We start from the raw sequence: 18,218 nt of genomic DNA on the forward strand, positions 1-18,218 counted from the left end.
AACGGATGACACTACAATCCACGTTTGCGGAACCAACTGCGGACAGCCCAGCGGCGCTCCTGACGTTTCTTGTATTTGGGCAACGAACGATATACGTTCAACGATTGCTCGTAAGCCTGCTTCGCATCTGCATTACGTCCAAGGGAACGATGGACCGTGCCGAGCAGATAATACGCTTCACTGGAAGAGGAATGAATCTCCTGAAATTGATGCACATAATCCAGCGCTTTATCCTCATGTGTATCTTTGAAGGCACCGGCAAGGGTTAAGTACGGGCGTCCGTACTTGACTCTTGGGTTGATCTCAAGGGCTTTTAAAATGTGACGTTCTCCCGTTTCGATGTTGCCCAGGTGAAGCTCAGTGGTTCCCAGTGCCTCCCAATATTCGGCGGATTGTTCGTATGGGCGCTCCAGTTCAAGCAATAAGGCATGTGCTTCAGTGTAACGTTTGCGCTCAATTAACAGGCGAGCCAGTTCCAGCTTGGAAGACACTTCATTGGGACTCATGGCAAGCTGTTGGCGAAGCCGGGAGATGTTACGCAAACGCTTGAGAGGTCTGGTGAAGCTTGGGAACACCCCAACGTATCGACGATCCAGGAAATACAGGATAACGAGTAAAATGAGGATGGCAATGAACGGATTACCTACAATCCGCCATAGAAGGCCAAAGATAAGAAATTTAATAAGCACAGGTTCAACTCCAATTATGATGTAATCGCATTTCGTACACTTAAAATATATTTCGATTGGTCCAACGGATTAACTCCTCTGCGTTTGCGAGCAGTGTTCACATCCGCAGGACAATCCTGGTATCCGGCAAATGAAGTGGTAAGCACTCCGCGGCCGCCAGTCTCGGAACGCAGCTTCACCGGATAATCCATTGACGTTGCAAGAGGCATAAGTCCTTCAATAATACAGCGTCCACTACCGATGACAGGGGCTTCGAAGGTTGCCCGCATATGTACCAGATCGCTGAGGGCCTTACCGCCATATTCCTCCGGGACCGTTAGTCGGAACTGAAGAAGGGGTTCCAGCAACGTGGTACCTGTTCTCGCTAATCCATCCATGATTCCCATAGGCGTGGCTACGACAAAATCCAGCGGATGGGTATGCCAGACATGATGTTCTCCCTCCACCAGCGTGATACGCAGGTCAGTTACTTCCCAACCGAGCATACCTTGAGACAAGGCTTCGGGAATCCGCCGTTCAACTTCATTCTGATAACGTAACAGCAGATCATCGGTCCTTACGGTTGAGGCATAGATCAGACCGCTTCCGCGAGGCAAAGGTTCAATCCTGAAGCGCAGGATGGCCCAGCAGGGCTTGGGCATCGTATAAGCGATGTAACCTTCCCCGGCTGCACGAGGCGTTTCCTTATAGATAACGGATGGTGGATCGAACACAACATCCAAACCGAAACGGCTCCGTAACAGGCTGGATAAAATCTCAAGCTGAATGGTTCCCATGACCTTGAGATGCAACTCTCGTTCCTCCGGCAACCATTGCAGGTCAAGTAAGGGGTCTTCATCCGTCAACTCTTGCAATGCTGCGACAAGATTGGGATACAGCGCCGGGTTCTTGCCATGCACTTGTACGGTCAACAAAGGCACAGCCATCTGCGGCAAAGGAGGCACACCCTCGGGACTGCCAATAATGTCCCCCACATGTGTATCACTCAGTCCGAACAGTGCCGCAATCTGCCCTGCGTGAACGCTACCTGTGTCGGCCCATTTCCGTCCATCCATACGGCGAATCTGCGTCACTTTCTCTTCAAGTTCCCGCGTCGAATTATGAATGGTATCCCGGTTGTGGAGACTGCCACCATACATGCGAACGTAGGCCGTGCGTCCCATCGTGCGGTCACGTTCAATCTTGAACACAACACCCGATACGGGGGAATCCACAGGTTGTGCAGGTGGAGGCAGAAATGCAAGGACCGTGTCCAGCAATGCCGTGACACCGATTCCTTTGCCGGAGGCACCATAACACACAGGGAACATCTCACCCTGATGCACATACCGCAAGAAGGCTTCATTCAGATCCCTTTGGGATAATGGAGTCTCATGAATGTAGGCTTCCATGACCTCTGGGTCCAGTTCAGCGAGTATCTCGACCAGACCAGGGATGGATGGTGTGAGATCTGACAGCGTATCCTGATTATCATTCCATAGGGAGCTGATGCCATGAAATGTATCTTCATGGAATTGATACGTTTGGATTTCGCATGCGAAAGGGGACAGGGTGGAACGAATCTGTTCCATGACTGCTGGGGCAGATGCGCCAATCCGATCCATTTTATTAATATAAATGATGGTTGGGATGCGGAGTGAACGAAGGGCATGCCAGATGGCCTCACTCTGGGCTTGAATTCCCTCTACTGCGGACAGAATGAGTATAGCGCCGTCCATCACCCGAAGTGCTCGCTCGACTTCCGAGCTGAAATCAATATGTCCAGGTGTATCAATGAGGTCAATGATGGTGTTCTTCCAGATTAGAGAGGTCATGGCTGCCTGAACGGATATGCCACGTTCCTTTTCAATGTCCAGTGAGTCTGTGGCGGTTGTTCCTTCATCTACACGTCCCGGACTGCGGACGACACCACTCTCATATAACATATGCTCAGTGGTTGTTGTTTTCCCCGCATCCACATGGGCGAAGATGCCAATATTCCTGCGATTCAATTCGTTTAACATGGACTGCCAAGCTCCTCTGACAACGGAATGCAATATTTCCGACAAGTAATAATCCAGATTATCATACCACATCTACCATATGGAAGAATATGTGGATATATATGATTAAAGCGGGAGGACTACGTTCAGGCCGGTTTTAGTTTAACGTGAGCTGTTCATGGCTCTGCGGTAAGCTGCGGGAGTTGTACCAGTCAATTTTTTGAATTGACGATAAAAGTGGGGCAGACTGTCGAACCCGCAAGCATCAGCAACGGCTGCCATCGTCTCATCGCCCTGCATCAGATGTTCTTTCGCCATAATAACTCTTCGGGCTAATGCGTAATCCGTTAGAGTCATGCCCGTGTATCGTTTGAAGGCACGACTGAAGTGGGCGGGTGATACCGCAGCATACTGAGCCAGTTCATTCAGGGATAGGCCATTTCGAAGGTTATCGTCAATATGAGAGATCGTAGAAGAGAGCCATGAGGGTCCCGCAGCGGATTTCCCCGGGTTCGCAGGTCCCGCAGCTTCCAGACGTTCCAGAAAAATGAGCAACAGTTGTAGCCTCAACAGGGCCGCATGTGCGCTTAGATGATGACCGAGCTGAAGTTCGGTCTGTATATCATCAATAAGGGCTGCTACCTGTGATTGCTCTTGTGTACTCAGATGTCTCTTATACACTCGTTGTCTGCGACAACGTTCAAACAGGCTTAACATAGAAGAAGCAGCGCCTCCAGCGGTCGAGGCCAGCAATCCCGGGCTGAAGAACAATGCGGAAGATGTGACAGGATTTCCAGCATCCGGCAAGGCTCGATGAACTGTGCTGCCCGGAATAATGAACAGATCTCCTTCCTGCATATTTTCAAGTCCTGTATCAATAAAGATGCTTCCCTGACCCCGATATACATAGATAATTTCATGCCAGTCATGAAGATGATCCGGCAATTCATTCTGGGGAGATTTGGTGTCGCTGTACACCAGGCGGAACGGGATACCGGATTCTGCCTGAATAGTTGTACGAACAGGTGAACGTTCCATAAAGACTCCTTTCCAGACAATCGTCTTCAACGAGATGTTATACCTGGTCATGAGAGAGTATATTTACCGCAATATAAGCAATTTAATTTCCTTTTATTGATGATACAATGAATTTAAAGTGTTTACAATAAAAGGGTGCAGAGCCTTCGAACTGCATTCCGACAGTACAAATAATCGATGAGGTGAGTGTCCATGTCGGCAAGCACGAAACGGCCAGGGTTGAAGCTGAATTTACTGGGGAGCGACGGTCAGCGCAAGTGCAAGGAGATTATGGAGCGCCCCGTGAAGGTTTTGCAGATCGGAGAAGGTAATTTCTTGCGGGGATTTGCGGACTGGATGCTTCATGAGAGTGCCAGACAAGGCAAATTCCATGGAAGTGTAGCTGTTACCCAACCACGACCGGGAGGCAAGGCCAAGCTGGAACAGATTCGCGATCAGGATGGATTATATACGATGATTACGAGAGGTCTGTCTCAAGGGAAGCCGGTTGAGCGGACAGAGTTGATCTCCATTTTTTCACAGTGTATCAATCCGTATGAGGAATGGGATGCCTTTCTGAACTTGGCAGAACTGCCTTCACTTGAGTTCGTTATTTCCAATACAACTGAATCAGGATTGAAATATTCGTATGCGGACTATATCGAGGGTGAACCGGTTCAATCCTTTCCGGGGAAATTAACGGTGTTTCTGCATCGGCGATATTTGAAATTTGATGGTGACCCATCCAGAGGTTTGATTCATCTGCCATGTGAGCTGCTTGAAGGCAATGGGAATGTGCTGCGCAGTTGTGTCCTCCAGCATAGTGAGGATTATGGGTATTCAGATGGTTTTCGTTCATGGATCGAGAATCATAATCATTTCCTGAACAATCTGGTAGATCGAATTGTGACAGGTGCGCCGACCCGGGAGGAAGCTGATTCATTGACGAATCGCTGGGGGTATGAGGATCAGTTGATTAATACGGCAGAGCCATATCATTTCTGGGCTATTCAGGGCGATGAATCATTGGACAAAAAACTTCCTCTTAAGCAGGCAGGTCTCAATGTACATTGGGTGAAAGATCTGAAGCCTTTCCAGATACGCAAGGTTCGTATTTTGAATGGGGCACATACCTTAATGTCATCCCTCGGCATTCTGCAAGGCAAGCAGCATGTGAGAGAAACGATGGAAGATCCGCATTTTGGCTCATGGATCAGGGAAGCTGTGCATCAGGAGATCGTTCCTGCCCTGGATATGCCCGATCATCAGCTGGACCAGTATGCGGAAGAAGTCTTCGAACGCTTCCTTAACCCGTACATTGATCACAAATTGCAAGATATTGCATTGAATACGATCGGAAAATTCAAGGTTCGTGTGCTGCCTACACTGTTGTCTTACGAGCAAAATCAGGGAAGTTGGCCAGTACGTTTAATTGAAGGATTTGCTGGATTATTATGTCTCTATCGTCCTGTGAATACGCCAGAGGGTTACAAGGCACAACGACTGAATGGGGATGACATTCTGCTGCGGGATGACCCCGATGTGCTGAGTGCTTTGGCCGCACACTGGGACGGTTATGACACGCTCAACAGGGATCAGAAGCAACTGGATCACCGGGTAGCGGCTGTGTTGTCGGATACTCTGATCTGGGGCGAAAATCTGGATGCAAGAGAAGGGCTGCGTGCAGCACTTGTTCGTGAAATCGGTTTGTTGGAAGGTGAAGGGAAATGAACACAACAAGTACAATCAATGATTGGATTGCCATTCAACCACAGGATGACGTCATTATAGCGCTTCGTAATTATGCCAAAGGAGAACAGATTACACTGTCAGACGGAGTTTCTTTTAATTTGCTGGATGACGTGCCCAAAGGGCATAAGATTGCTGTTCATAAGCTGGCACCGGGTGATGATGTGATGAAGTATGGTTTCTCCATCGGGATTGCGAAAGAGCAGATTAGGCAGGGAAGCTGGATTCATAGTCACAACCTGAAGACGGGTCTGCACGGATTACTTGAATATGAGTACCAACCGGGAGTCCAGATTCAGACGGACATGCCTCCGGAACATCTGCGCTCATTCGATGGATATTTGCGTCCCAATGGTGAAGCAGGTATCCGTAATGAAATCTGGATTGTGAACACGGTTGGATGTATCAATAAAGTGTGTGAAGCTTTGGCACGTATGGGTCAGTCCCAGTTTGGAAGCCGGGTAGATGGTGTATTTCACTTTCCACATCCATTCGGGTGCTCACAGCTTGGCGATGATCTGAAGTATACACAACAGTTGCTGGCCTCTTTGGTGGAGCATCCGAATGCTGGAGGTGTGCTGGTCATCGGGCTGGGCTGTGAGAACAATCAGGTCGATGAATTCCGTGAGTGTATCGCTCCGGAATACCGAGGCAAAGTACGGTTTCTCAAAGCGCAAGAAACGGATGACGAGCTTGAGGAAGGACTTCGACTGATGGAAGAACTTGTGGAGATCGCCGAACATGAACAACGGCAGCCGCTTCCGCTCAGTAAACTCAAGATTGGTTTGAAGTGTGGTGGTTCGGATGGTTTATCCGGCATTACAGCCAATCCGCTGGTCGGTGCGGTTGCTGATATGTTGGTTGCTGCCGGGGGGACGGCTATTCTGACGGAAGTTCCGGAGATGTTTGGTGCGGAGACGATCTTGATGAATCGTGCTGCCAATGAGCAAGTATTTCACGATCTGGTGGACCTCGTGAACGGCTTCAAGCAATATTTTGTGAACCATGGCCAGAATATCTATGAGAATCCTTCACCTGGTAATAAGGCAGGTGGCATTACCACACTCGAGGAAAAGTCACTTGGATGTACGCAAAAGGGAGGGCGTTCTTCAGTCGTTGACGTTCTGCGCTATGGCAAACGTGTAACTCAAACTGGTCTGAATATTGTAGAAGCACCGGGTAATGATCTGGTGTCTGTCACGGCACTGTCTGCAGCAGGTGCACATATCGTGCTCTTCACAACAGGACGGGGCACTCCATTCGGAGGCCCGGTACCTACCGTCAAGATTGCGACTCAATCCGATCTTGCGAATCGAAAAAAACACTGGATCGACTTCAACGCAGGCCAACTGTTGGAGGGGCAGACGATGGATGAGGTCAAAGTACAGCTGTTCAGCCAACTGATTGACATTGCTTCAGGACGGTCTCATACACTCAGTGAGCAGCATGGATTCCGAGAGATTGCCATATTCAAGGATGGCGTGATTCTCTAAATCCATGCTGGATGGAGAGGACTATCGTCTGAGATGCATTTATAAGGTAAACCACACAGCCAATTCCGGTTGAAATTTGCACAACAACCGGGATTGGCTTCATTTAGATTCCACGGATGCCCATTGCTTTGGTAATGCTTGATAATGCGGCGGAAGATGCGTGTTGCTGCAGTTGTGTAACCAGCAGCTCACGTGCTTCTTCTACGCTGCCTTCAAATGGTGTAATGCCATGACGTTGCATCCAGTGATCTGCGGTCTCATATGCGGAGCTGTTCCATGCGACTTTGCCTTCAGCGAGCCCCTCTTTTTCTTTAGTTCCACTGATCACAATGGCAGCACAGCTCTGAAGGTCCAGTAGCCCGCGGTCAAATGCTTTTTTATCCTCTTTTGCCCCGAAACCGGCTTGTGATCGCAAGGCACGCCCATCGATGCCTTCCTGATCTGCAATTAACGCATGGAGTTTGAACGCTTCACGGGAGAGCAACCCTGCTTCATACTGCTCCTGGGCGGTTCTGGAGTCGGAAAGCAGTCGGTGGACCCAAGGGAAGTATTCACGCGAGACAAGAAGCGCTTTCTTTTTGACGAATTTTCCATATGCAGCGATGCCTTCTTCAGCCAGGCGTGAACGCCATAACCAGGGATCGCGTTCATCATCCTTGTGCCAATGTTCTTTGGGAGTTAGCGACGATAGAGAAGGGTATTCGGCGAATAGTGGTGCCAAAGGCAGCATCCCTATAGACTGGATGCGTTGTACTGCTTCTTCGTATGTTATAACGGGTTCATATGTCATGATATCAGCAGGCTCCTTTGAAAAGTATGATGAAGCGATTATTGGGTTGAAGCAATATATCTTCGGCTCACTTCCTCGGCATGCTGACGAATCTCGCTCCGGAGTTTGAGGGGCTCGATCACTTCAGCCTCACGTCCCAATCGGTAAAAAAACCGTACGGCCCAGTCCCATTCTCCTGGTGGACAGAGAAATGACAATTCCCAGAGATCTGGGGCAATTTCAATCATTTTTTCACCGATATGCTCGTCCTGTTCGGCTTCAACCATACCCCGATAACTCAGTCGTACTCTAACCAGAGTTGGCGGTTGTTCGGGAGGGATCGGCTTGTTGCGCTGTTGCTCTGCCTGTTCGCTTAACGCCTGTTCATCCTGTGGCTCGATCGCCTTGACATCCATTATTCGATCGACCCGGAACAGACGCTGTTCACCATGTTCGATGGAATATGCTTCACAATACCAGAAGCCGGAGGAAGCATATACCCGTGTGGGACAGATATGTAGCCATCGCATACGTGATACGGAGCGGTACAGCACACTTAACCATCCTTGTTCAGGTATACAGGCCAGCAATGGATCGAGGTGATGAAGGATGTAATTGCGATCTGGAATGTGATGATGCAGTTGTTTGAGCATGGGATCAATTCGGGCCATGATATCATCTGGAATAATGGCTTTAACTTTGTTCATCAGAGTCCAGCGTTTCTCATGAAAGGGCGTGTCAGCGTAGCGACTCAGACCCTCAAGAGCGAATATGAGCGTCGCTGCCTCTACCGGGTCCAGTTGTAATGGGGGCAATACATAACCTTCCATTAAACTAAAACCACCTCCCGGACCCGAAATGGCAATAATGGGCACATTCATCTCGGAGAGGGACTGAATATCCCGGAGGATTGTACGACGGGAAACTTCGAATTTCTCACCTAATGAGTGTGCCGTTTCGTGACCATGCTGTAGTGCCATTACGATGGCAGCAAGCCGATTTGTTCTGTTCATGTCAGCCACTCCGTTTCGATCTTTGCGCCGCCGGAAAGTGATGTCGTAGTTATACTTACTATTGTAACAACGAATAAGTGACATCATGAGTGTCACCAATATTTCAGCTGTTCATCATTTTATGATAGATCAGCAACAGGGTTCACAAGCAAGTTCCGGCAGGCATTGTTAAAATGTATGTCTCGTCCAATTCGCTTTGCAATGTGATATTTCCTTCTATTAATTAAACCACAGATCATGCCAAAAACCCGTATCCGGTGTGAACGGATACGGGAAGTAGCAGCTTATAGATTGCAGAAGAGGATAAAGGTATGAAATTTATACCAATATCCTCGCTGAATACAATAACAAGCACAAAAGGAATAAATATGTGACACTTTGTATCAAGGGGATTTCTGCCACATGATGTGCTTCCAATGATTCGAATGAAGCGAAATTGCTTATTTCATTTCGAGCAATTGCACCCCGCGGGCCTCAATCTCAACATTTCCCGACAGTTCGCGTTGGGTGAGCAGATCATGAGCCTGGGCTGTACCGAGATCATAGGATTGCGTGGTTGCGTTATGGTTCATGACAAATAGGTAAGGTTTGCCGTCTTTGGTACGTGCACTGACTTCAACACCTTCCGGTGTCTCAAGCAAGGACTCTACATTCTTGGCTGCTGCAAGCTGTCCCAACAAACCATCCAGGAAGCGTTCATCCGGGTCGGATGCAACGTACCAGGCTTCACCTTGGCCAAAGGTATTCCGTGTCACAACAGGCATGCCTTTATAAAAGTCGTCTCCATACTCCGCGATGACTTCGGCACCTTCACTGTGCAGCAGGTCACACAGCATGCCGCAGCCATATTCTCCTTTGAGATTGCCGTAGGCTTCTTTGAGAACAATGCGATTCTTTTGCTCAGGTAGCAGGGCATCAATCTCCTCCACCCAGATACCGAGCAGTTTACGGAGTTCTCCCGGATATCCACCTGTGGTTACGAGATCGTTCTCATTCACAATGCCACTGAAGAAGGTCGTCAGGAACGTTCCACCTGATTCAACATACTTCTCCAGTTTGGCGGCAAATCCTGGTTTAACCATGTAAAGGACAGGGGCAAGGACAATGTCGTATTTGCTCATATCCGTATCCACACTGATGATATCTACTTGTATGTTGCGGCGGAAGAAGGCTGCATAATATTTATGGATCTGATCCACATAGTTCAGGGCAACTGTAGGTCCGCTTGATTTTTCAATGGCCCACCAGTTATCCCAGTCGAACACAATCGCTACTTTGGATTCAACAGATGCATCCAGCGTGGTATCACCAAGGATCTGCAATTCCTTGCCGAGCTCGGCGACTTCGCGGAATACACGTGTATTCTCATGTCCAGCGTGTTCGATAACTGCACCATGATACTTCTCACAGGCACCGATGGAGCGGCGAAGCTGGAAGAACATGATGGTATCGGCCCCGTGCGCAACAGATTGATAACTCCACAGACGCATGACACCTGGACGTTTCAGGGAATTATACGGCTGCCAGTTCTGCTGACTTGGTGTTTGTTCCATAAGCATGAACGGTTGACCATCCTTCAATCCGCGCATAAGGTCATGAGCCATGGCCGTGAAGCTGACAGGTGTTGCGAGACCGGGATAGCTGTCCCAGGAGACGATATCCATATGTTTTGCCCATTTGAAATAGTCCAATTGCTTGAAGAAGCCCATCAGATTGGTCGTCACAACGGAGTCCGGAATGTGTTTTTTGATCGCATCGTACTCCAACAGATAACAATCCAGCATGCTGTCGGAGTTAAAGCGAGAGTAGTCCAGCGAGATTCCCTGGAATGTTGAATTGTTGTTCCCCCAATGTTCGCTCAGGTTGCTTGGAAGTACAATCTCGTCCCAATCGTAGAAAGTATGCCCCCAGAAATTCGTGTTCCATGCTTGGTTGACCCGTTCCAGAGTCTGATAACGTTCCTTCAGATACACGCGGAATGCTTTCTCACAGTTATCACAGTAACAATCACCGCCATATTCATTGGAGATGTGCCATACGAGAACTGCGGGGTGATCCTTGTATCGTTCGGCCAGTTTATCTGCAATCTTCTCAGCATATTTGCGATAGGTTGGGCTGTTGGGACAGGAATTATGTCGCCCGCCGAATTTGCGTTTGCGTCCGTCAGCATCTACACGAAGCACGTCTGGATATTTCTTCGCCATCCAGGCCGGATGGGCAGCCGTACTCGTTGCAAGGCATATATAGACACCATTCTCATATAGACGATTAATCAGTTGGTCGAGTTCTTCAAAACGGTAAGTAACTTCATCAGGCTGAATCAATGCCCATGAGAATACGTTGATTGTGGCAATATCAATGCCTGCCAATTGGAACATGCGCAGGTCTTCAAGGTGGGTTTCGTGGTCCCACTGTTCCGGGTTATAATCGCCGCCGTAGAACATTTTGGGTAGTTTGCTGCTAATCAATGTGTTCACCTCTTGTATAAGAATAATCCTATACTATATGATACATATGACTTTTAAAATATAATAAAAGTAATGACTCATATAAGAATACGGAAGTCTAATTTCGCTTATACCCAAGGAGGCATCCCATGTTTATCTCACCCCGACATCAACGATATTTCATGACATCACGTGATCAGCCGCTGCCCCTTTATATTGAGAGCCTGGGTTATAACGGCAATCAGGAGAAGGTGTCCAGACCTGCGGGGTATCCCTGTTATCACTGGCTTCAGACCGTGAAGGGAGCCGGAGAATTCAAGTTTGCCGGGTCCACGGTCATACTGGGGGAAGCATCCGGTATTTTGCTGCCTCCGAATGAACCGCATGAATATGTGCGCGCTCAGGGGGAGTGGGAGACACTATACATTACATTTGGCGGTTCGCAGTGTCCGGCAATCATGGAGTCACTTGGTCTGGGTGAAGCGGCATTCCATCAGTGGGAGAAGGGCAGCCCATTTAACAATTACGGCCAGGAGGTACTGGAGTCAATCAGCAGTGATCAAGATTTGTCGGGACTCGAAGCTTCAGCGGATATATATCGATTTCTGATTATGCTCAAAAAACATGGTATGACGGGCAATCGTCATTCCATCTCACATGCCGTGGAGAGATTGGCCCCGCTCATTGCATTCATGGAGCAGCATTATGGGAATCCCGAGATTGGGCTTGAACATATGGCTGCCGTTACGGGGATCTCATCCAGGCATTTGAACACCTTGTTCAAACAGTCTTTTGGCATGACAGCCTATAGTTATTTCATTCTGCTGCGTATTCGCAAAGCCAAGGAAATCATGACAGGTGATACTGCCCTGACGATTAAGGAAACTGCAATTCGGGTTGGCTTTCGGGATTCAAGCCATTTTGTTGCTACTTTTCGCAGGATTGAGGGAGTGACTCCCGAACAGTTCCGTAATTTGTACTAACTTGTACTCAAATGATTAAAAAGTGATGCCAGGAAGGTATTGATGCATGAGGGTCATTGCCGTTATGATGGTATCGATTCCTGAGATTCGAAAACGTTTAAACGGACACTTAGTATCCGTTCTACTTGGAGAGGATGATTGAAGATGACAACCACGATACCCTTATGGGATCATGCTGCACCTTATGCAGCGCAGGGTCATGAAGACGACATGCCACATTTGATTCCATTTATTCAGCCCGGTTCCGAGAGCGCTGTCATTGTATGCCCTGGTGGTGGCTATGGATTTTTGGCTGATCATGAAGGTGCTCCAATAGCCGAATTGCTGAACCGTGCAGGCATCAGTGCATTTGTCCTGAAATATCGGGTGGCACCTCACCAGCATCCAGCACCGATAACAGATGGTCAGCGTGCCATACGTTATGTTCGTGCGCATGCCGAGCAGTACGGCATCAATCCTGCCAAGATTGCAGTACTTGGTTTCTCCGCAGGAGGACATCTTGCAGCAACACTGGGAACGCTGTATGACGAGGGACAACACGATCATGAGGATCGTATTGAACGCCAGAGTTCACGCCCGGACCGGGTTATTCTCTGTTATCCGGTCATTACGATGGAGTCCTATGGACATGCCGGTTCCCGTGAAAATCTGCTTGGATCTGACGCGTCTGCCGAGCAGATTAAAGCTTTCAGCGCGGAGCAGCAGGTGAGAGCGGATGCTCCTGAAGCGTTCATCTGGCACACCAGTGATGATCAGGCAGTACCTGTAGAGAATAGCTTGCGTTATGCACTGGCATTGGGTGCGCATGGCATTCCTTATGACTTGCATGTTTTTGAAAAGGGCTCACATGGACTTGGATTGGCTGAGGACAACCCCGCCGTTCGGGTATGGTCGGATCTATGCTTGACATGGCTTAAGAACCAAGGCTGGTAATTATATTAGCGCTTTAGAGCGAAGGAGTAAATGACAATGAAATTGCAGAAAAATGATAAGCTTCTGTTTATCGGAGATTCGATCACAGACTGTGGTCGGGAACATCCTGTAGGCGAAGGAAGTTCAGGTCTGGGCCATGGTTATGTAGCGCAAGTCTATGCCCTGTTGCGATCCATCTATCCGGAATTGATGTTGCGTGTCCAGAATGTGGGTAATAGTGGGAATACGATTCGTGATCTGAAACAGCGCTGGGATCGTGATGTGCTGGACCTTAAACCGGATTGGCTCACAATCATGATCGGTATTAACGATGTATGGCATCAGTTTGATAACCCACTCTCAACAGACTCCCATGTGTTTCTTGAAGAATACGAATCCACATTGCGTGAACTGGTGGCTTCGGTTCGTCCCAACCTAAAAGGACTGGTATTGATGACGCCTTATTACCTTGAGGCCAATCCGGAAGATCCGATGCGGGCCACGATGGATATCTACGGAGAAGCGGTACGCAGGGTTGCCAGCGAGTATGATGCGGTGTATGTGGATACACAGGCTGCATTTGCTCCATTTTGGGATCATTTCTATACGTCTGTGCTGACTTATGACCGGGTACATCCGGATGCAACGGGCCATATGGTCCTGTCCAAAGCATTTTTGGATGCCATCGGATTCGAATGGTCGGGCGGCGTCAAATCTTAAAAAGGACGTGATGGCATGAGCAATGTAACTATTGCAGTACAAACCCCCGCATTGCTGGGGGAAGGGCCGAGCTGGGATGCGGAGAACAATCGATTATTGTGGGTAGATATTGAAAGTTTCAAGGTGCATGTGTATGATCCGGCTACAGGTCAGGATCAAGCTTATGATGTGGGTGAACATGTCGGCGCGGTTGTTCCGTATCGGGGTGACGAGGTTGTGGTTGCATTACGCAGTGGGTTTCATACGTTTCACCTGATTACGGGTGAGCTGCATGCCATTGAGGACCCCGAACAAGATAAGGATACCAATCGGTTTAATGATGGCAAGTGTGATGCAAAGGGCCGTTTCTGGGCAGGCACGATGAGCATGAATAATGAAAGCAAAGCCGGATCATTGTATTGTTTGGAGGAAGGACAACCTGTTCGCACGATGGTACAAGGTGTATCTACATCCAACGGTCTGGGTTGGAGTCCGGACCGGAAGACCATGTATTATATTGATACTCCTACACGTTCGATTGACCGGTTTGATTTTGATCTGACAGCAGGTACGATACAGAATCGGACAAGTGTCATTCATATACCGGAGGAATTCGGTTTTCCGGATGGCATGACGGTTGATGGTGAGGGCATGCTGTGGGTTGCACATTGGGGCGGAGGAAGAATCACTCGCTGGAACCCGGATACATCTGAACTGTTGCAACAGATTGATATACCGGCAGATCAGGTAACCTCCTGCTGTTTTGGCGGACCCGATCTCGAAGATCTTTACATTACAACAGCACGTATAGGGATTAAGGAAGAACGTCTGAAAGCGACGCCGGATGCGGGTTCACTGTTTGTCGTCAGACCGGGAGTTAAAGGTCAGGAGACTCATGCCTATGGTAGCTCGAAATAAACAGGTGCCAATCATGTAGTGAACTTCTGTCTGGTCGGCCAGGTAAGAAATGATTCATTTTGTACTCTTATATAAAATATAACATGTCGAAAGGTGCTGTTCTAACAGCATCTTTTTTTATTGTACAGACAAGTTTAAACACTAAAAATATTTTACAAAAAACGATTTCGACAGAGGGGTTTTTGAATTTCCATCGAATGTTATTTATTGAAAGTATTATCCATATAACCGTGAATTAAGAATGATTATGTAAGCGCTTAACAATAAGGCTGGAGGGAGGTGAGGCTTCTTGTATCAAGGGATGCATTGATTCGTCTGGCACGCCATCATCAGCACGATGAGACAGCGGGGATAGACCAAAATGCAGTAACAAAGTTAAAGAGGAGGATAAGTTGATATGAGAACGTTTATGGGGAAATTACGAATCATGAGCCTGACAGTTGCTGTAGTAACTGCTTCGCTGGGAGGACTTGCTGGAACTACATCGGCGGCGCCGAGTGACGCCTATGAGTGGAAAAATGTGGTGACAGGTGCAGGAGGCGGGTTTGTACCGGGTATTATTTTCAACGAATCTGAAAAGGATCTGATCTATGCCCGTACGGATATCGGGGGAGCCTATCGCTGGAATGCGGATGACGAGAGCTGGATACCCTTAACGGATTTTGTTGGCTGGGATGACTGGAACAAGAATGGTGTGGACGCACTGGCTACGGACCCGGTTGATCCTGATCGCGTGTATATGGCAGTTGGGACGTATACGAACTCGTGGGACCAAAATAATGGTTCCATCTTGCGTTCTACGGATCGGGGAGATACATGGCAGACTACAAGACTTCCGTTCAAAGTGGGCGGTAACATGCCAGGGCGTTCGATGGGCGAACGCTTGAGCGTGGATCCGAATGATAACCGTATCCTGTATTTCGGTGCACGAAGTGGTCATGGATTATGGAAAAGTACTGATTACGGTGTGACCTGGAACGAAGTCACAAGCTTCCCGAATCCGGGGAATTATGTGCAAGACCCTTCGAATGAGTATACCAGTGACATCGTAGGCCTGGCATGGATTACGTTTGACAAAACAACAGGTTCGGCAGGGCAGGCAACCCAGACTATCTATGTGGGTGTTGCGGATAAAGCTCAGAGTGTATATAGAAGCACGAATGGCGGCCTGACCTGGTCAGCTGTTGCGGGTCAACCAACAGGTTATATCCCGCATCATGGTGTGTTTGATTCAGATGGAAGCCTCTATATTACGTACAGCGATGGTGTTGGACCCTATGATGGGACAAAAGGTGACGTTTGGAAACTGAACACGTCAACAGGTGTCTGGACCAACATCAGCCCTGTTCCAAGCAGCAGCACGGATAATTATTTTGGATATGGCGGATTGGCTGTCGATGCCCAGAATCCCGGTACATTGATGGTTGCGACATTGAATTCCTGGTGGCCTGATGCCACGTTGTTCCGCAGTACAGATGGGGGAGCGACATGGACACGCATATGGGAATTTGATGGATATCCGAACCGGAAGTTACGGTATACACAGGATATTTCGGCAGCGCCATGGCTCACATTTGGCACGAATCCTGCCCCACCCGAAACTACTCCAAAACTGGGCTGGATGATCGGTGATCTGGAGATTGATCCGTTTGATTCGGATCGCTTGATGTATGGAACAGGTGCTACGATCTATGGAACAAAGAACCTGACAGACTGGGATGATGACGAAAAAATCAATATTTCAGTGATGGCTAAAGGTGTTGAAGAGATTGCAGTACTGGATTTGATCAGCCCGCCAAGTGGTGCACATTTGGTAAGCGGATTGGGGGATGTCTCCGGATTCCGTCATAACAATCTGGACCAGGCGCCAGCGACCATATTTACGAGTCCGAACTATCCTTCCACAGAAAGTCTGGATTTTGCAGAGTTAAGTCCGAATACGATGGTTCGCGTAGGGAAAGCAGATTATGCTGCCGATTCAAATGCAAGATCCATTGGTTTGTCCAGTGATGGAGGCACGACATGGTATAAAGCAAATGCAGAACCTGCCGGCACAACCGGAGGGGGGACTGTAGCCATCTCTGCAGATGGTAACCGACTGGTATGGAGCACGTCAGACAAAGGTGTACATTACTCGACTGGTGGCAATTCCTGGACGGCAAGTACGGGGATACCTGCACAGGCGAAAGTGGTTTCAGATCGTGTCAACCCTAACAAATTCTATGGATTCGCAGCGGGCAAAATCTATGTGAGTGTGAATGGTGGCGCTACCTTCACGGCATCATCTGCGACCGGACTTCCAGTGGAAGGAAATGCCGATCTGGATGCCGTTCCAGGTGTTGAAGGTGAACTATGGTTTGCAGGTGGTAGTGAGGAAGCAGGTCCTTACGGATTGTGGCATTCCACGGATTCAGGAGCGACATTCACGAAGCTTGCCAATGTAGAGGAAGCAGACAGTATCGGATTTGGTAAAGCGGCCCCTGGGCAGAACGTTGTTGCGTTATATACGGTTGCACAGATCGATGGAACACGTGGATTCTTCCGCTCCGATGACGGTGGGGCCAATTGGGTTCGTATCAACGATGATCAGCATCAGTATGCTCGTGTAACCACAATTACAGGTGATCCACGTTTGTATGGCAGAGTATATCTCGGAACGAATGGCCGTGGAATTTTGTATGCTGACCGTGTTGGAGGTAACAATGGCGGAGGAGACGGCGGGGGTACAACACCAGTAACCAACTCTGCGATTACACCAGTTACAGCCGAATTTGATCGCAAAGCCGATAATCAGGTTGATATTCCAGTCACGTTAACGCTGAACGGCAATACACTTGTATCCATTCGTAATGGGAATGCAACGCTGGTTTCGGGTACAGATTACACGTTAACAGGCAATGAGGTCGTATTGAGTAAAAATTATCTGGCTTCCCTGCCAAATGGCGCAGCGGCACTAACCTTTCAATTCAGCGCAGGCGCTCATGCGACCTTGAATCTGCTCATCAAAGACACGACAGCTGCACCAGCTGGAACCATCCGCATTGAAATGTTTAATAGCAACACATCGGCAACGGGCAACTCCATCAGCCCCAAATTCAAACTGACGAATACGGGCACTACAGCATTGGATCTGTCTGATGTGAAAATCAGATACTATTACACGATAAACGGTGAACAGCCTCAGAACTTCTTCGCTGACTGGGCGACTGCCGGCAGTTCGAATGTAACAGGTACATTCAGTGCACTCAATCCAGTACGGACGGGTGCCGATCACGTGCTTGAGATCGGCTTCACAGCTTCGGCTGGAATATTAAATGCAGGACAAAGCACGGAAATCCATACTCGCATCTCCAAGAGCAATTGGACCAACTATACGCAAACGGATGATTATTCTTTTGCAGGCAGTCAGACCGCCTATACGGAGTGGTCCAAAGTCACGGGTTATATCTCGGGAAGTCTCCAGTGGGGAATTGAACCATAAGGGATAGATTTAACATAATATAAGATTGAAAATAGGGGTCCTGATTCGCCAAATGATCGAAAGGCG

Annotated in this window: 13 protein-coding genes; 7 read left to right on the forward strand and 6 right to left on the reverse strand. The window is 48.5% G+C overall.

What is annotated here, in order from left to right; genetic code table 11:
• Window positions 1-11: 11 nt before the first annotated feature.
• The 3 genes from NLBNIHML_RS28150 to NLBNIHML_RS28160 form a co-directional block, all read right to left on the reverse strand.
• Window positions 12-689 carry a tetratricopeptide repeat protein gene (locus NLBNIHML_RS28150; protein WP_342572547.1) on the reverse strand — a complete coding sequence of 226 codons (678 nt, stop codon included), beginning with the start codon at window positions 687-689 and terminating at the stop codon, window positions 12-14.
• 14 nt (window positions 690-703) lie between these two features.
• Window positions 704-2,692, reverse strand: coding sequence for a GTP-binding protein (locus tag NLBNIHML_RS28155; RefSeq protein WP_494353289.1), 1,989 nt, complete (start codon window positions 2,690-2,692; stop codon window positions 704-706).
• Between the two features lie 141 nt (window positions 2,693-2,833).
• The gene (locus tag NLBNIHML_RS28160; protein ID WP_494353290.1) at window positions 2,834-3,709 is read right to left on the reverse strand and encodes a helix-turn-helix domain-containing protein; all 876 of its coding nucleotides are present in this window, start codon (window positions 3,707-3,709) and stop codon (window positions 2,834-2,836) included.
• Between the two features lie 192 nt (window positions 3,710-3,901).
• Between NLBNIHML_RS28160 and NLBNIHML_RS28165 the strand changes: the two genes are divergently transcribed.
• Window positions 3,902-5,419: a tagaturonate reductase gene (locus NLBNIHML_RS28165; protein ID WP_339260369.1), complete on the forward strand. Its 1,518-nt coding sequence runs from the start codon at window positions 3,902-3,904 to the stop codon at window positions 5,417-5,419.
• A complete protein-coding gene (locus NLBNIHML_RS28170) occupies window positions 5,416-6,930 on the forward strand; it encodes a UxaA family hydrolase (protein ID WP_494353291.1) in 1,515 nt (504 codons plus the stop codon). Before NLBNIHML_RS28165 ends, NLBNIHML_RS28170 begins: the two co-directional genes overlap by 4 nt.
• Window positions 6,931-7,033: 103 nt before the next feature.
• On the opposite strand, the gene NLBNIHML_RS28175 is transcribed toward NLBNIHML_RS28170, so the two are convergent.
• From NLBNIHML_RS28175 to NLBNIHML_RS28185, 3 genes are all read right to left on the reverse strand, one after another.
• The gene (locus NLBNIHML_RS28175; protein WP_494353292.1) at window positions 7,034-7,720 is read right to left on the reverse strand and encodes an AlkZ-related protein; all 687 of its coding nucleotides are present in this window, start codon (window positions 7,718-7,720) and stop codon (window positions 7,034-7,036) included.
• A gap of 38 nt (window positions 7,721-7,758) precedes the next feature.
• A complete protein-coding gene (locus NLBNIHML_RS28180) occupies window positions 7,759-8,712 on the reverse strand; it encodes a helix-turn-helix transcriptional regulator (RefSeq protein WP_494353293.1) in 954 nt (317 codons plus the stop codon).
• Between the two features lie 440 nt (window positions 8,713-9,152).
• A complete protein-coding gene (locus tag NLBNIHML_RS28185) occupies window positions 9,153-11,180 on the reverse strand; it encodes a beta-galactosidase (RefSeq protein WP_494353294.1) in 2,028 nt (675 codons plus the stop codon).
• 128 nt (window positions 11,181-11,308) lie between these two features.
• On the opposite strand from NLBNIHML_RS28185, the gene NLBNIHML_RS28190 reads away from it, so the two are divergent.
• The 5 genes from NLBNIHML_RS28190 (at window position 11,309) to NLBNIHML_RS28210 (ending at window position 18,152) form a co-directional block, all read left to right on the forward strand.
• The gene (locus tag NLBNIHML_RS28190) at window positions 11,309-12,142 is read left to right on the forward strand and encodes an AraC family ligand binding domain-containing protein (RefSeq protein WP_494353295.1); all 834 of its coding nucleotides are present in this window, start codon (window positions 11,309-11,311) and stop codon (window positions 12,140-12,142) included.
• A gap of 144 nt (window positions 12,143-12,286) precedes the next feature.
• Window positions 12,287-13,075, forward strand: a complete 789-nt coding sequence (locus NLBNIHML_RS28195) for an alpha/beta hydrolase (RefSeq protein ID WP_339241484.1) — start codon at window positions 12,287-12,289, stop codon at window positions 13,073-13,075.
• Between the two features lie 36 nt (window positions 13,076-13,111).
• On the forward strand, window positions 13,112-13,774 hold the full coding sequence (locus NLBNIHML_RS28200) for an SGNH/GDSL hydrolase family protein (RefSeq protein ID WP_494353296.1): 663 nt from the start codon (window positions 13,112-13,114) through the stop codon (window positions 13,772-13,774).
• Between the two features lie 15 nt (window positions 13,775-13,789).
• The gene (locus tag NLBNIHML_RS28205) at window positions 13,790-14,671 is read left to right on the forward strand and encodes an SMP-30/gluconolactonase/LRE family protein (RefSeq protein WP_494353297.1); all 882 of its coding nucleotides are present in this window, start codon (window positions 13,790-13,792) and stop codon (window positions 14,669-14,671) included.
• A gap of 397 nt (window positions 14,672-15,068) precedes the next feature.
• Window positions 15,069-18,152 carry a cellulose binding domain-containing protein gene (locus tag NLBNIHML_RS28210; protein ID WP_494353298.1) on the forward strand — a complete coding sequence of 1,028 codons (3,084 nt, stop codon included), beginning with the start codon at window positions 15,069-15,071 and terminating at the stop codon, window positions 18,150-18,152.
• Window positions 18,153-18,218: the final 66 nt, after the last annotated feature.

The sequence above is a fragment of the Paenibacillus sp. JNU01 genome, from assembly GCF_059130585.1.

Excerpts from the sequence above, each read along its gene's own strand:
- NLBNIHML_RS28155 (WP_494353289.1), bottom strand. The coding sequence starts at position 2,692 with ATGTTAAACGAATTGAATCGCAGGAATATTGGCATCTTCGCCCATGTG.
- NLBNIHML_RS28160 (WP_494353290.1), bottom strand. The coding sequence starts at position 3,709 with ATGGAACGTTCACCTGTTCGTACAACTATTCAGGCAGAATCCGGTATC.
- NLBNIHML_RS28165 (WP_339260369.1), top strand. The coding sequence starts at position 3,902 with ATGTCGGCAAGCACGAAACGGCCAGGGTTGAAGCTGAATTTACTGGGG.
- NLBNIHML_RS28170 (WP_494353291.1), top strand. The coding sequence starts at position 5,416 with ATGAACACAACAAGTACAATCAATGATTGGATTGCCATTCAACCACAG.
- NLBNIHML_RS28175 (WP_494353292.1), bottom strand. The coding sequence starts at position 7,720 with ATGACATATGAACCCGTTATAACATACGAAGAAGCAGTACAACGCATC.
- NLBNIHML_RS28180 (WP_494353293.1), bottom strand. The coding sequence starts at position 8,712 with ATGAACAGAACAAATCGGCTTGCTGCCATCGTAATGGCACTACAGCAT.
- NLBNIHML_RS28190 (WP_494353295.1), top strand. The coding sequence starts at position 11,309 with ATGTTTATCTCACCCCGACATCAACGATATTTCATGACATCACGTGAT.
- NLBNIHML_RS28195 (WP_339241484.1), top strand. The coding sequence starts at position 12,287 with ATGACAACCACGATACCCTTATGGGATCATGCTGCACCTTATGCAGCG.
- NLBNIHML_RS28200 (WP_494353296.1), top strand. The coding sequence starts at position 13,112 with ATGAAATTGCAGAAAAATGATAAGCTTCTGTTTATCGGAGATTCGATC.
- NLBNIHML_RS28205 (WP_494353297.1), top strand. The coding sequence starts at position 13,790 with ATGAGCAATGTAACTATTGCAGTACAAACCCCCGCATTGCTGGGGGAA.
- NLBNIHML_RS28210 (WP_494353298.1), top strand. The coding sequence starts at position 15,069 with ATGAGAACGTTTATGGGGAAATTACGAATCATGAGCCTGACAGTTGCT.